13 protein-coding genes are annotated in these 12,827 nt (G+C 66.7%); all 13 read right to left on the reverse strand.

The window, feature by feature from the left end; all coding sequences use genetic code 11:
- Positions 1-60: 60 nt before the first annotated feature.
- On the reverse strand, positions 61-1,179 hold the full coding sequence (locus CKJ84_RS11755) for a hypothetical protein (RefSeq protein ID WP_143340376.1): 1,119 nt from the start codon (positions 1,177-1,179) through the stop codon (positions 61-63).
- A 106-nt stretch (positions 1,180-1,285) separates the two neighbouring features.
- Positions 1,286-2,200, reverse strand: coding sequence for a site-specific tyrosine recombinase XerD (gene xerD, locus CKJ84_RS11760; protein WP_095547079.1), 915 nt, complete (start codon positions 2,198-2,200; stop codon positions 1,286-1,288).
- Positions 2,200-2,877, reverse strand: a complete 678-nt coding sequence (locus CKJ84_RS11765; protein WP_304441716.1) for an NUDIX hydrolase — start codon at positions 2,875-2,877, stop codon at positions 2,200-2,202. Before CKJ84_RS11765 ends, xerD begins: the two co-directional genes overlap by 1 nt.
- A 10-nt stretch (positions 2,878-2,887) precedes the next feature.
- Positions 2,888-3,763, reverse strand: coding sequence for a copper transporter (locus tag CKJ84_RS11770; RefSeq protein ID WP_095536105.1), 876 nt, complete (start codon positions 3,761-3,763; stop codon positions 2,888-2,890).
- Between the two features lie 12 nt (positions 3,764-3,775).
- A complete protein-coding gene (steA, locus tag CKJ84_RS11775; RefSeq protein ID WP_095547081.1) occupies positions 3,776-4,972 on the reverse strand; it encodes a putative cytokinetic ring protein SteA in 1,197 nt (398 codons plus the stop codon).
- Positions 4,973-5,025: 53 nt separating this feature from the next.
- The gene (gene recN / locus CKJ84_RS11780; protein WP_095547082.1) at positions 5,026-6,753 is read right to left on the reverse strand and encodes a DNA repair protein RecN; all 1,728 of its coding nucleotides are present in this window, start codon (positions 6,751-6,753) and stop codon (positions 5,026-5,028) included.
- Between the two features lie 40 nt (positions 6,754-6,793).
- Positions 6,794-7,714 (reverse strand): NAD kinase, encoded by a 921-nt coding sequence (locus CKJ84_RS11785; protein WP_095547083.1) that lies wholly within the window; start codon positions 7,712-7,714, stop codon positions 6,794-6,796.
- Entirely contained in the window at positions 7,711-8,541 is an 831-nt protein-coding gene (locus CKJ84_RS11790; protein ID WP_095547084.1) for a TlyA family RNA methyltransferase, read from the reverse strand. The genes CKJ84_RS11785 and CKJ84_RS11790 overlap by 4 nt, the downstream gene beginning before the upstream one ends.
- Before the next feature lie 14 nt (positions 8,542-8,555).
- Positions 8,556-8,723 (reverse strand): hypothetical protein, encoded by a 168-nt coding sequence (locus CKJ84_RS12130; protein ID WP_233125703.1) that lies wholly within the window; start codon positions 8,721-8,723, stop codon positions 8,556-8,558.
- 1 nt (position 8,724) lies between these two features.
- On the reverse strand, positions 8,725-9,720 hold the full coding sequence (locus CKJ84_RS11795; protein ID WP_095536541.1) for an HAD-IIA family hydrolase: 996 nt from the start codon (positions 9,718-9,720) through the stop codon (positions 8,725-8,727).
- Between the two features lie 17 nt (positions 9,721-9,737).
- Positions 9,738-10,598: a tetratricopeptide repeat protein gene (locus CKJ84_RS11800; RefSeq protein ID WP_233125704.1), complete on the reverse strand. Its 861-nt coding sequence runs from the start codon at positions 10,596-10,598 to the stop codon at positions 9,738-9,740.
- A gap of 161 nt (positions 10,599-10,759) precedes the next feature.
- Positions 10,760-11,401 carry a hypothetical protein gene (locus tag CKJ84_RS11805; protein WP_095547085.1) on the reverse strand — a complete coding sequence of 214 codons (642 nt, stop codon included), beginning with the start codon at positions 11,399-11,401 and terminating at the stop codon, positions 10,760-10,762.
- Positions 11,402-11,840: 439 nt separating this feature from the next.
- The coding region (locus tag CKJ84_RS11810) for a DDE-type integrase/transposase/recombinase (protein ID WP_143340377.1) at positions 11,841-12,827 on the reverse strand (987 nt) is incomplete at its 5' end.

Here is a 12,827-nt window from a genome sequence, read left to right on the forward strand (position 1 = left end):
TCGAGCCCGTCACGCCGTAACGCTTGACGCGCCCATCTTACAACACTGTTGTTTCGCCGTTTAGGCCCGCGCGCGCCGCCGTACAAAGAACACAATGATCAACGCAATCGCCGCCAGCAGCGCAACCCCGCCGATAATCAGCGGAACAATCGAGCCGCCACCGTTCGAGTCAGTGTTGGGGCCTTGACCGCTTGCCGACGCCTCCCCATACGGACTCTCCCCGTCCCCGCTCGCCTCTTCCGTGGGCGCATTGGTCGCGGTGATCACGGCGACGAACTCGGCCTTGCCGTCCCGCACTACCTCCATAATGAACGGGTTGTCCGGTGTCTCGCCTTCCGGGTACGTCAGGGTCAGCGTGCGCTTCGCCACGTCGACGTCGCGCTTGACCCCCTTGATCACCTGGCCGTTGACGTCCAGGTAGCGCAGCGTTGCGCCCTCGGTATCGGTCTTGGTGTACTTCATCAGGTCCGCAGCGCGCGACAACGGCACCTTCACCACGAGCGTGTTGCCGTCAATCTCGCCGTCGAACTCGAAGCGCTTGGCGCCCGAAGTGTCCACCTCCTCCGCCTTCGTGCGGTCCGGATGGGACACGCTGCCGGCCGCGCCGCCGGACTTGCCGCTGCCGCCGCCGTTCCTGCTGTGCCCGCTACCGGCGCTGCCTGCTGAATCCCCTGAGTCTCCTGAGTCCTCCGTATCCCCAGCATCCCCAGCGCTTTCGCCGTCCCCATCCTCGCCGGACCTGCCAGACTCGCGCGCACCGCTGCCGCCTTCGCTGCCGGAAGCATCATCGCCGGCGCTGGCTGCGCCGCCTGCCGACGACGCGTCGTCGGCAATTGCTTCCTCGTCATCGCCCACGGCGACCAGATTGACGGTCGCGTTCATCCCTCCAGAGCTGGCGGGCACGCTCGCAGTGGCGCCAGGGTCATCGGGTGCGGTGACCGAGACCTGAGTGCCGTTGGAAGTGACGGTCCATCCGCCGCCGGAGTAATTCGCATCCACGGGCACGCCGAGGTCCACGGTGGTGGTCTCGCCGGCGCGGACAGTGACCTCGGACGGGATCATCGATTGCACCTCCGCAGGGTCGATGCCCTCGGGAAGCTGCGCTGACGCGAGCGGCGCACCAACGGCGCAGAGCGTGGCGACGCCACACGCGGCAAATGTACGGCGAGCTAGATTCACGGGTCGTGGACCTCCTTGAGTATCGTGCAAAACGCTCAATCTACACGGTCATGCTGGCAATCACTGCCACTGCATCCACAGGCAACGATGAGCTCCGCTCCCGGACTCACGCACGCGGATGGGCCTGCCGCCACACCTCGCGCAGATTCTCCGCCGTGACGTGGGTGTAAATCTGCGTCGTGGTCACCGACGCGTGTCCCAGCAGCTCCTGCACCGTCCGCACATCCGCCCCTCCCTCGAGGAGGTGCGTGGCAAACGAGTGGCGCAGCGTGTGCGGGGAGATGTCTTTGTGCACGCCCGCCCGCTCGGCGGCCTGCTTGATCGCCGTCCACGCGCTTTGGCGCGACAGAGCTCCGCCGCGGGTGTTCAGGAACAGGGCGTGAGACTTTCCGGTGGCAAACGACGGGCGCACCCGCACAAGGTATGCCTGCAGCGCGTCCTGCGCGTGACTGCCCACCGGCACCAGCCGCTGCTTATTGCCCTTGCCGGTGACGGTGAGAACCCCTGCGCCGTGCTCGAGCTCGGACGCGTCGTCGACGTTGAGTGCAAGCACCTCGGAGACGCGGGCGCCCGTGGCGTAGAGCAGCTCCAACAACGCACGGTCGCGCACGCCAACCGGGGTGGCGCCCGCGCACGAGTCAAGCAGCGACTCGACCTCCGCGACAGAAAGCGTGTCCGGCAGCTGCTCGCCCTGCTGCGGCGGGGCCACCTCGGCGGCCACGTCGCGCGGCAGGACCCCCTCCGCCACGCCGAACTTGTGCAGCCCCCGAGCCACGACCAGGGCCCGCGCTACCGAGGAGGTGGCCAGCGGCTTCGTCCCGTCGACGCCGCGGCGGAGGTCGGCCACGTACGCCTCGACGTCCAGCGCGCTGACTGCCGCGAGATCGGTGATGCCGGCGCGCTCCAGCCAGGTGAGGTAGCGGTTGACGTCGCGTCGATAATTGCTCTCCGTGTGCGTGGACACGCCGCGCTCGACGATGAGGTGGGTCAACCAGCGCTCGGCGAGGGTGCGAGCCTGCACTAGATGCGCTTCATGTCCGGGGTGATCCCTGCGGCGACGCGGCGCTTTGCCAGCGAGGTCGGGCGCAGCTCGAACGGTGCGTCGGTGCTGCGCGGTGTCGCGCGACCGGCTTGCACCTCGCTTGCTGCGAGCACGCCCGCGATCGCGATGGAGTTGACGATCTCACCGCGAAGCACCGCCTCGCGCGCGTGTTCCAGCGGCATCCAGGTCAGCGCCATATCCGCCTCTTCCTCCTCGGCGGGCGGGCGAGGGACCTCGCGGAGCTCGCGGGCGAGGAAGACCCGGACGGCCTCTTCGGCGAAGCCGGGCGAGGTCACCAGGTCCACAAGCACTGACCAGTTGGCGGCCTCGAGCCCGGCTTCCTCGACAAGCTCGCGCTTGGCGCCGGTCAGCTCGTCCTCGCCGGCGACGTCGAGCAGCCCGGCGGGGAGCTCGAGCAGGCGGTGGCGCACAGCGTGCCGGTACTGCTTCACCACGGCCACCTCGTTGCGATCGTTCAGCGCAACGACGGCGACTGCGCCGAAGTGCTCGACGACCTCGCGCGACGCCTGCGCCCCGCCGGGCATCGTGACCGCGTCTCGGCGCATCGCCAAGATGGGCGATTCCTGCAGCAGTTCCGAGTCAACGACCGTGAACTCGTGCGCGTGCGGCGAAGTGTGTTCCATCTGTTCAGCCATAGGTGTAAGCCTAGGACGTTGCCGAGCCTGCCGCACCAAGCGTCGCGCGGATGCGGCCCGCCTCCGTCTCCACGGCCTGCACAAAGGTCGCGTGCTGGAGCTCCGGTGCGTGCCACGCGTCAATTTCGCGCACGCCTAACACGGTCGGCTCAGTCTTGCCCAGTGCGTCGGCGAAGTCTGCAAGCAGCTGTTGGCCGAATTCGTCCGGGGCACCCTTGCCTGCGCCCACGCCGCCTTCCTCGTCGGTGTCGTCTCCGGCGGCCCCGGTCACGATCACGATCGCGTCAGCGGGCACAAGGTCGCCGCTGTAGTGCACAAACCCCGCCTGCTTGAGCGCATCGAGGACGAACTGCCGGTCGCCCGCGGGCGCGAGCGGCTCCCCCGTCTCCGCATCAACCAACAGTGCCGCGGACAGCGATTCACCGGCGTGGACGCCTGGCCGTCGATCTTCCACCGACAGCTGTGCCCCGGCGGGCAGGGTGTTTGCGATCAGTGACGACAGCGCGTCCGCCGAGTCCTGATCCGTGAACTTTGATGCCAACTCAAGCTCGCCGGAATCCTTGGCGCCCGCCTTTCCCAGCAGCCAGCGCACCGCCTTCACGTCCTCATCGGAGGCGCCCTCGGTGCGGATCACCGTCACGTGCTTATCTTTCAGCGCGTCTTTCACAATTGCCGCCGACTGCTCACCGAGCAGCGTATCCGAGTTATCGGCGTACGCCTCCGCGCGCTGCGCCTCCTTCGAGGTCGCGGAGTTGTCCTGGCCAAGCGGCTGGCCGTCGTTATGCATCGCGGGCGCGATGAGCAGCGCGCCGGCGGCCACGCCGAGCGCAATGCCCCACCCCAGGCCGGTCACCACGAGCCCGCTTGTGCGTCCTCCATCAGACATGTTCAGGCTCCTTTACTTGGTCAGGCGGTCGATCAGGTCCTGGAAGGACAGCGCAATGCTGTTCCAGGTATTGACCAGGTTGTCAGAGAAGTCCCCCGGCCCATACAGGCCGACGACGAGGACGATGGTCGCGATCGCCACCAGGATCCCCAGGATCGCCCACGCCCACGCGACCCCGCCACTCGACGGCACCGCGTACAGCTGCTCCACCACCGTGGAATCAACCAGCCTGCGTCCCGCCTTCATGCGGGTGAGCAGCGCCTCGGGCGGCGTCGACTCGGGCGCGGCGAAAATCTGGTCAAGCTCCACGCCCTGACCAACGGTCACGATCATCTCCGCGTCGTGGAACACCGCCAACAGGATCGCCAGGTCCGTCGGGGATTCCGTCGCCGCCGGAAAGGTCATCGCCCCCACGCCCAGATCCTGGATGCGCTCCAGCCCCGGAGCAAAACCGTCCGGCTCGGCGGGGAGGATGACGCGCGCGCCGCTGCGCAAGCTTTCCGACGCCACGTCAGTCGGATCTCCGACAATGTAGTCAGGTTCGAAACCGAGCTCCACGAGGACGTCCGACGCCTGACCAACGCCCACGATCACCGGGGTGAACTCGGACATGAAATTCTTGATCCCCTTCAGCCGATCGCGGAGGTCCGGGCAGGGCGACACCACCACGACCTTTCGCTCCGCCATGGACTCGCCAAGGTCCGGGGCGCCGAGGCCGTCGATGAGCAACGGGGCTTCCGCGTGCACGAACTCGATGGTGTTGCCAAAGTAGGCCTCCATCTGCTCGACCAGGTTGCGCTGCGCCTCGGCGAACGTGGCGTCGAGGTCGCCGCGCGTCACAGGCACTGCGGTCCCCGCGGGCTTCTTGCCCACGGTGATGCTGCCGTCCTTGCCGAGGCGGACCTTCTTGCCGTCGCGCAGGGCGCCGTCGCCTCCGGTTGCTTCGAGGAGGGTGACGTTGGCGTCGAGAAGCAAATGCGGGCCGTAGTTGGGCATGGCGCCGGTGGAAAAGCGGGACAGGTTGATCACGGCGCTCGGCCGGTGCGCGAGCAGCGCCTCAGCCTGGCGGCGAGTCATGTCCGCCGAATCAACCAGCGCGATGTCGCCCTCGCTCATGCGGGACGGCCCCTTGCCTTTCGGCCTGCAGTCACGCAACGTGCCCGTCAGCGCGGGCTGCGCGGATTCGGAGTTCCGGGAAGCAACAGTCATGCGTCATATTGTGCACGCGTGACCTGCCCGAACCTGGTAGGCGCGCGGGAGCGTTACTGGCGCAATTCCTCCACTTCGCGCTGCGCCCGTGCGAACAGCTCCTTCGCGTGGGCTTTGCCGGTATCGGAGTCGTCCAGGCCGGCCATCATGCGGGCCAGCTCGTCGATCCGCTCGGCGGAGCTCAGGCTCAGCACGCCCGAGGTGACGGCCTCGTCGCTGACATCCTTTGCCACGTGCAGGTGGGTATCCGCGTAGGCCGCGACCTGCGGGAGGTGGGTGACCACGATGACCTGGTTGCGCGCGGCGAGCCGGGCAAGGCGGCGGCCGATCTCCACCGCTGCGCGCCCGCCGACGCCGGCGTCGACCTCGTCGAACACCATCGTCGCTCCCCCGCTGGTGCCGGACAACACCACCTCGAGGGCGAGCATGACGCGCGAGAGCTCACCGCCGGACGCGCTCGTCGCCAGCGGCTTCGGCTCGAGCGCGCTGTTCGGGGCAAGCCGAATCTCCGCCGCATCGGCGCCGCGCGGGCCGAAGTCGGTGCTGTCAATGGATACGGTCAGCTGCGCCTTCGGCATCGCCAGGCCGTGGAGTTCTTCGGTCACGGCCTTGCCCAGCGCCGCGGCGGCCTTGGCCCGCGCTTTCGACAACGCGGTGGCGCAGGTGCGCATCTGGGCTTCCGCCTCCGCGACCTGCTTCTTCAGCTGCTCGATGGCCTCGTCGGAGGTGTCGATGCGTTCGAGCCGCTTCGCAGCCTTGGCGCGCCAGGCCAGGACGCCAGCAATGTCGGGGGCGTATTTCCTGGTCAACCCCTTGAGCTGCTGCTGGCGCTGGAGGAGCCGCTCAAGCTCGTCCGGGTCACTCGGGAGCTCCGCGACGTAGCTGCCAAGTTCCGCGGAGACGTCGCCAAGCATGCTCGCCACCTCGTGCAACCTGGCGCCGAGCTCCTGCAGCGTCTTGTCACTCGCGCCGTCCAGCGCGGTCGCCGCGCGGCCGACGAGCGTGGAGGCAGCTTCCTCGTCGTCGCCGTACCCGCCAGCCGCCTCGGCGCCGTCGATGGCTACGAGCGCGGCGTGCGACGCCTCGCGCAGCGCGTCGACGTCCTGGAGGCGATTAATGGTGTCGACGAGGTCTGTATCCTCGCCGTCCTGCGGGGCGACCTCGTCGATCTCCGAGATGGCGAACTGCAGCCGGTCCAGCTCCTGGGCCAGCTCCTGTCGCCGCTCCGTGCGCTCGCGGAGTTCGCTCGCCGCCTTGCGCCACGCCGTGTACGCGGTGCGGTAGGTCTCCAGCTTGCCGGCGATTTTCGGGTCGAACCGGTCCACCGCCGCGAGCTGCTGATCTGGCGACATGAGGCGCAGCTGGTCGTTTTGCCCGTGGATGGTGAGCAGCTCATTGGAAAGCTCGCCCAGCGTTGCCGCGGGCACCGTCCGGCCGCCGAGGTGCGCCTTCGACCGCCCGGTCGCCTTCACTGAGCGGGAGACGACGTACTCGTCGTTCTCGTCGGCGGCCGCGCCGGCCCCCTCCGCGATCTCCGCGATGCGCACGCGGACGTCCTCCGGAAGCCCGTCGGTGCTGAACGCGCCCTCGACCACGGCCTCCTTGGCGCCGGTGCGCACGCGGGACGCGTCCGCGCGGCCTCCGGTGAGGAGCCGCAGACCGGTGACCACCATGGTCTTACCGGCGCCGGTCTCACCGGTGAGCACCGTGAGCCCCGGAGCCAGTTCCGCAGAGGCGTGCGAGATCACGCCCAGGTTGCTAATGGCAATCTCTGCCAGCATGGCTTCTCCCTTTCCTCACATCCGTCCCGTGCAGCCGCGGCTACGAGTAGCGCGGGCCGCGCCAGCCAGACACCGGCAGCTGGAACTTGTTCACCAGCCGGTCGGTGAACGGGCGGTCGTCGATACGCACCCACCGTACCGGGCGCGCGCCGCGGATCACTTCCACGCGCGAGCCCGGGGGCATTGCAATCGAGCGGAAGCCGTCCATGACTACCACGGCGTCGCTCGTCGTCGGTTCGGATTCGACGGCAACCGTGGACCGCGGCGAGACCACCAGTGGCTTAGCAAACAGCGCGTGCGCGTTGTTCGGCACGACGAGGATGGCGTCCAGCGCGGGCCACATGACGGGACCGCCCGCGGAGAAGGCGTACGCGGTCGAGCCGGTCGGGGTGGAGATGAGCACACCGTCGCAGCCAAACGAGGACACGGGGCGGAAGTCGATCTCCAACGTGGCGTCGAGCACCTGCGTGCGGTTCGCGTTTTCGATGCTGCACTCGTTGAGTGCCCAGCTGCGCCCCAGCTCGTTGTCGTCTGCGTCGCGCACCATGACGTCGATAGTCATGCGCTCTTCGACGCGGTAGGTCTTGTCAATGACGTGCTGGATCACCGCCTCGAGGCTCTCCGACTCGCCCTCTGCGAGGAATCCGACGTGGCCCAGGTTGATGCCCAGCACTGGGATGTCCTGCGCGTGCGCGAAGCTCGCGGCGCGGAGGAAGGTGCCGTCGCCGCCGAGGACGAGGACAAGCTCACAGCCTTTCGCGGCGTCTGGCCCGGGCTGGACGTGGTCCAAGTCGCGCAGCACCGCGTCCTCATCGACGGGGCTGTCCTCCCGCAACGTGAGCAGCCGAACCCCGATGCCGGCGGCGGTGAGCAGGCGCGCCGCGACCGCAGCGGAAGAGATGTTTTCGGGCCGGTAGTAGTGCGGGACGAGCAGGATTGTCCGGTGCGCGGTCTCAGTCACGTGTGTGTCGGTCCTTCCTCAACTGCTGTGTCCACCATGGCCCGCAGCGCCGCAGCATCCAGTGCTCCGGCGCCGCCGTCTTTGACCAGCCATAGGAAGTATTCTACGTTGCCGCTCGGGCCGGGAAGACCAGAAGCGGTGACGCCTTTCACGCTGAGCCCCAGCGACTGCGCGTACGCGGCCACGTCCGCGGTCACCTCGGCGCGCAGCTCGTTCGAGCGCACGACACCGCCATGGCCGAGCCGGTCCTTGCCCACCTCGAACTGCGGTTTCACCATGGGAAGCAGGTCGGCCCCCGGCGCCAGGCAGGCCGCGATCGCGGGCAGCACCAGATTGAGGGAGATGAAGGAAAGATCGCCCACCATGAGGTCGGCGGGTTGCCCGATCTGCTCGAGCGTCAGGTTGCGGATGTTCGTCCGGTCCAGCACCCGCACGCGCGGATCATTCTGCAGCCGCCAGATCAACTGCCCGTACCCCACGTCCACGGCGATGACTTCCCGCGCCCCGCGCTTGAGCAGCACGTCGGTGAAGCCGCCGGTCGACGCGCCCGCGTCGAGCGCCACTTTGCCCGCCACGTCGAGCCCCTGCGGTCCGAACGCCTCCAGCGCGGACAGGAGCTTGTGCGCGCCTCGCGACGCCCACTCGTCCTCCTCCGCCACATCCACCTTGATGGAAACGTCGGGTTCCACCACGGTGGCGGGCTTCGTCGCGGGGAAGCCGCCGACGATGACTTTGCCTTCCTTGATCCACGTCTGCGCCTGCTCGCGCGAGCGCGCGATTTTGCGGCGGACGAGTTCGGCGTCGAGTCGCCTCCGTCCAGGTGCCACGTCTGAGTCTCCTTCTACTGGTTGCGTAGGGCGTCGCTTAAGACGTCGTGGGCGCGGGTGAGCTGCGACGCTTCGTCGACAAGCGATTGCACGGGCTCGGCGAGAATCTCCTGCACGCGCTGCGTGACTTCGGCGGGGCTGTGCTGCGTCGTGCGCGGGTCGTGTGGCTTCGGCGCGGGCACGCTACCACCACTTCGCCAGCGCGGCCTCGGCCTCCGTGGACGCCGCCCGCACATTCCTCGGCCCGGTGGGCTGCGCCCAGGCGACCTCGAGGGCGGTACGCAGCGCCTGAACGCTTGTCGACGCCTCCTCGCCCCCATCCACGACCAGCTCGTCGCCCTCCATCCGCGCCTGGAAGCCGCCCTGCGCACCGGGCTGCAGCGTGGCGGGATCCGCCGCCAGCGCGCGCATATCTTCGCCGATGTACGTCGGGCGCTGCTGCGGCGGGGCCTGGAGCAGCGCGAGCGGCCCGGAGACGCCGGTGAGCACGTGGAGCGTGGGCATCCCCGCCGCGACGCCGCCAGCCAGGTCGGTGTCCAGGCGGTCGCCGATGCCCAGCGGCGACTTGGCCCCGAAGCGCTCTGCCGCCTGGTGGAACATCGCGGGCTCGGGCTTGCCCGCCGACCGTGGCGTCACGCCGGTGGCTGAGGTGACCGCAGCGATCATCGATCCGTTGCCTACCATCAGGCCCCGCTCCATCGGCAGCGTCGTGTCCATGTTGGACGCGAGGTAGACGGCGCCGGCGCGGATGGCCAGCGCGGCTTCGGACAGCTCCGCCCACCCGGTGTCCGGGTTGTGCCCGTGGAGCACAGCCTTCGGTGCGTCGTCGGCGGAATCCGTGACCTGGTACCCCGCATCACGGACGAGATCCTTGAACGGCTGCGCGCCGAGCACGAGGACCGGATCCCCCGGTTCGAGCACGCCCTCCGCCAGCCCGAGCGCGGCCTGGGCCGAGGTGAGGACGTCGGCCTCGGCGGCGTTGAGCCCAATGTCTTGCAGCATCGCTGCGACCCTGCTCGCCGCACGGGAGGCGTTGTTCGTGATGTAGATTGCCTTGCACCCGGAGGCGTTGATCGCTTCGACGGCGTGCGGGATCGCCCGGCCGCCCTCCCAGACCGTGCCGTCCAGGTCCAGCAGAAGCGCGTCGTGCTGCGCTTGTAGCGTCGTGTTTCCGTCCATGTGTCGTCGCGCTCGTTCTAGCTCAGCTCGCGGACACGCTCGTCCGCGTCCGTGATGCCGTCTTCGTCTGCCTTGGCCACAGCGGCGAACCACTCCTTGGCCTCGTTCTCTCGCTGCACGGAGAGCAGCGCATCTGCGTACGCGTAGGCCAAACGCAGCTCGGAGAAGGTTTCAGGATGCAGCGTCGGGTCAAGGCGAGACAGCGTTGCCAGTGCGGAGTCGTGCTGCCCAAGATCGTGGCGCGCACCTGCGAGCACGATGGCCAGCTCGACGCGGTCTTCCGGCTCCAGCTGCCGAGCCTCCGGCGTCCGCCCCAGCTCGAGTGCCTTTTCGGGGCGGCCAAGGCCGCGCTCCGCGTCTGCCATGACGGCCAACAGGCCGGGGCCGCCGCTCATGCGGCGTGCCGCCCGCAGCTCGGAAAGCGCTTCCTTCCATTCACCGGCGTGGTAGGCCACGATTCCGTTGGTCTCGCGCACCACGCCCACGCGGCCTGCGCGGTTCTTCGCGGCACGCGCGTGGCGCAGCGCGAGCTTGGGGTCGTCCTCCAGCATCTCGATCGCCATCACCATGTGCTGCGCTACGCGGTTAGCGTTGTCCTTGGACAGCACGCGCAGGTCCTGCAGCACGGAACGATCAAGCTCATTGATGTCGATGCCATCCGGCAGATCCGGCTCGGAAATCTTCTGCGCCATCCGGTCCTCGCGGAACCCCTGCCGTGACGGGTTCGACCGATCATGCCGGACCTTTTTCTCAAACCTGTCGCCGCGGCCACCGCGACGCTTGTCATCGCGGCCACGCTTCGGCTTGCCACCATACGGCTTGCCACCACGGCCATTCTGGCCACCACGCTTATACGACCGGTTATCGTTTTCCGACATCAATGCCCTTTCTTTCGCGTTCAACTCATTATAGGGTCTGTTGCTCTCGGACACCGCCAGGGGCGAAGTGCTTATCGACGCCACCGCCACACCAAAGGCCGCGAACCCTCACGAGCTCGCGGCCTTCTACTGAGCCCCTACTCCAGGCGAGGCGAACCTCACTACGGCAGCATCGCCGCAATCTCAGCGGGCAGCATCGGCTTCAGCGAAGGAAGCGCGGCTGCAACGCCGCCCAGCACCAACAGGATCACACCGGCCGAGACGACTCCGATCCCCGCCCCGTTGAGCTTGCCGTCCTCATCGCTCAGCGCGTTCTTTCCCTCGGCATCTCCGGGCTTACCGCCGTCCTGAGAGCTGGAACCGCCATCGGCGCCCGGAGTCCCCGGCTTTGGCTTCGGGTTGGGCTTCGGCTTGGGTTTCGGCTTTTGCGGCGCATTGGAGCTACCGCTGCCCGCGCACTTTTGAAAAGCTGGAAGGAAGGTCTTCTCGTAGGCCTCAACCCCAACCTTGAACAACTTCTCGCGCTCTGCCGCGGCGGCGGGATCGGTCTTCTTCAGCTCCGCAATAGCTTTTCGCTCCTGCGCTTGCGCTGCCTTTGTCTCCTTGATGGCCTTCTTCGCCTCCTGCGGCGTGGTTGTGTCCGAGCTTGGCATCATGAACCGCTCTTGCTCCTTAGCAGTGAAGGTGAAGTGGCAGGTACCGCCGCTCACCTTGACGGATACCGCATTGGCCGAAGGCGCGACGACCCCCGCGGTAATCATGCAGCCAGCAACAACGCTGGCCGCGAAACGCTTGTTCAACATGGTCTAAAACTCCAATGTGTAGAGGACGAGTGCTGGTTTCCGACAATCGCATTGTTGACTGACTGTCAATTGTCAATTTACTAAGGGCGCCAAACGTGTGCGAGACAAATCACGTCTGAATCGATTCAGTGCGTTGCCACACTACCAATGTTGTGGGTGGGTACCAGTGGACGTAGCGCGCAATCCATGCAAGCGAGAATCGGCTGGATCCCCCCCCCGGCCGCGGATACCTCAGCCCTACTTTCAGGTGGGGATGGTGCCGCGTCGGGGCTCTGAGCTTCTCCTCGTGCGGGTGCGGCGGCGAGTTGTTTGTCCGGCGAGGTGTGGTTTCGGGTCTTGGGCGGGTGCTGTGTGTTTGACGAGAAGGGGATGACGAGTTCACGGGACTCGGGCCTGCGGATGTTTTGTTGGAGTGCCCCGGGGGCTTGTGTGTTGTTGTTTAGACTCCAAGTGCTTGGCGGTGTTCGGCGATGGTGGCATAGCCGTTGCCTAGCGTCGACTTCAGCCTGGTGTGGGTGTAGAAGTCGATGTAGTTGTCAATATAGTCTCGCATTTGTGCCACCGTCATCTTTTTGGTGGCGGGTCTGCCTTTGAGCAGTTCTTGTTTCATCGTGCCGAAGAACCCCTCGGTGCGCGCGTTATCACCACTTGTTCTTTTCCGTGACAGTGACGGGATGTATCGCCACCGCCTCTGGCACCATTCCCCTGTGGCGCATGCCTTGCACCCGGTGATGTTGTGGGCGTGGTCGGTAATCAGGTTGACCCAGCGTGTGCTGCGGTAGAGCCCTCCACGATCCGAGTGCAGGATCGGTTGCGCATCAGCAGGTTTTACCGCGTCGATCCGTTCAATCATCCCGGCAACCAGCTCATGGTTTGGCGTTTGTGACATGGTCACAGCAATGGGCATCCCGTCGAAGAAGTCGATGGCTGCTGACAAGTAGAGCCTGCCGTCACTGCAGCGGATTTCGCTGACATCGGTACCAATTTTCTGCCAAGGTTGATCCGCGTGAAAATCATGGGTCAACCCCTTACTGTGCGCATACCGGGTGAAATACTGCGAGTGCGCCACCTCAGGGCGGGCAAGGGTATGTGTCTCATTAGCAGGGCGCTCGTTATCGCCAATGAGCAGCAGGTTTGCCGGGCGGTGCGCGGTCTCGCCGGTGTATGAGGAGTACTTCGTGGATGCTTTTGCTGGTGGGTGGCAGCCGAGTGTGTCCATCAGCTCACGCACAATTTTTTCCGATATGCGATGCCCACCGCGAACAAGCCACGCGTGGATGCGCCGGTAGCCGTAGCTTTGCCCGCACTCATCGACTGCCTGGCGGATGAGTACTTTGTACTTGTCGCGGCGTGCCTTGCGTTTTGCCACACTGCGTTGGTGTTTGCCCTGGTGGTGATAAAACGTTGACTGCGCGATCCCGGCAAG

It is taken from the genome of Corynebacterium sp. NML 120412, assembly GCF_002285155.1.
Lineage (GTDB): Bacteria > Actinomycetota > Actinomycetes > Mycobacteriales > Mycobacteriaceae > Corynebacterium > Corynebacterium gottingense.

What these genes read in the sequence shown, in the direction of transcription:
- CKJ84_RS11765 (WP_304441716.1), bottom strand. Translation starts at nt 2,877, where the DNA reads ATGGCTGAACAGATGGAACACACTTCGCCGCACGCGCACGAGTTCACG.
- CKJ84_RS11770 (WP_095536105.1), bottom strand. Translation starts at nt 3,763, where the DNA reads ATGTCTGATGGAGGACGCACAAGCGGGCTCGTGGTGACCGGCCTGGGG.
- steA (WP_095547081.1), bottom strand. Translation starts at nt 4,972, where the DNA reads ATGACTGTTGCTTCCCGGAACTCCGAATCCGCGCAGCCCGCGCTGACG.
- recN (WP_095547082.1), bottom strand. Translation starts at nt 6,753, where the DNA reads ATGCTGGCAGAGATTGCCATTAGCAACCTGGGCGTGATCTCGCACGCC.
- CKJ84_RS11795 (WP_095536541.1), bottom strand. Translation starts at nt 9,720, where the DNA reads ATGGACGGAAACACGACGCTACAAGCGCAGCACGACGCGCTTCTGCTG.
- CKJ84_RS11800 (WP_233125704.1), bottom strand. Translation starts at nt 10,598, where the DNA reads ATGTCGGAAAACGATAACCGGTCGTATAAGCGTGGTGGCCAGAATGGC.
- CKJ84_RS11805 (WP_095547085.1), bottom strand. Translation starts at nt 11,401, where the DNA reads ATGTTGAACAAGCGTTTCGCGGCCAGCGTTGTTGCTGGCTGCATGATT.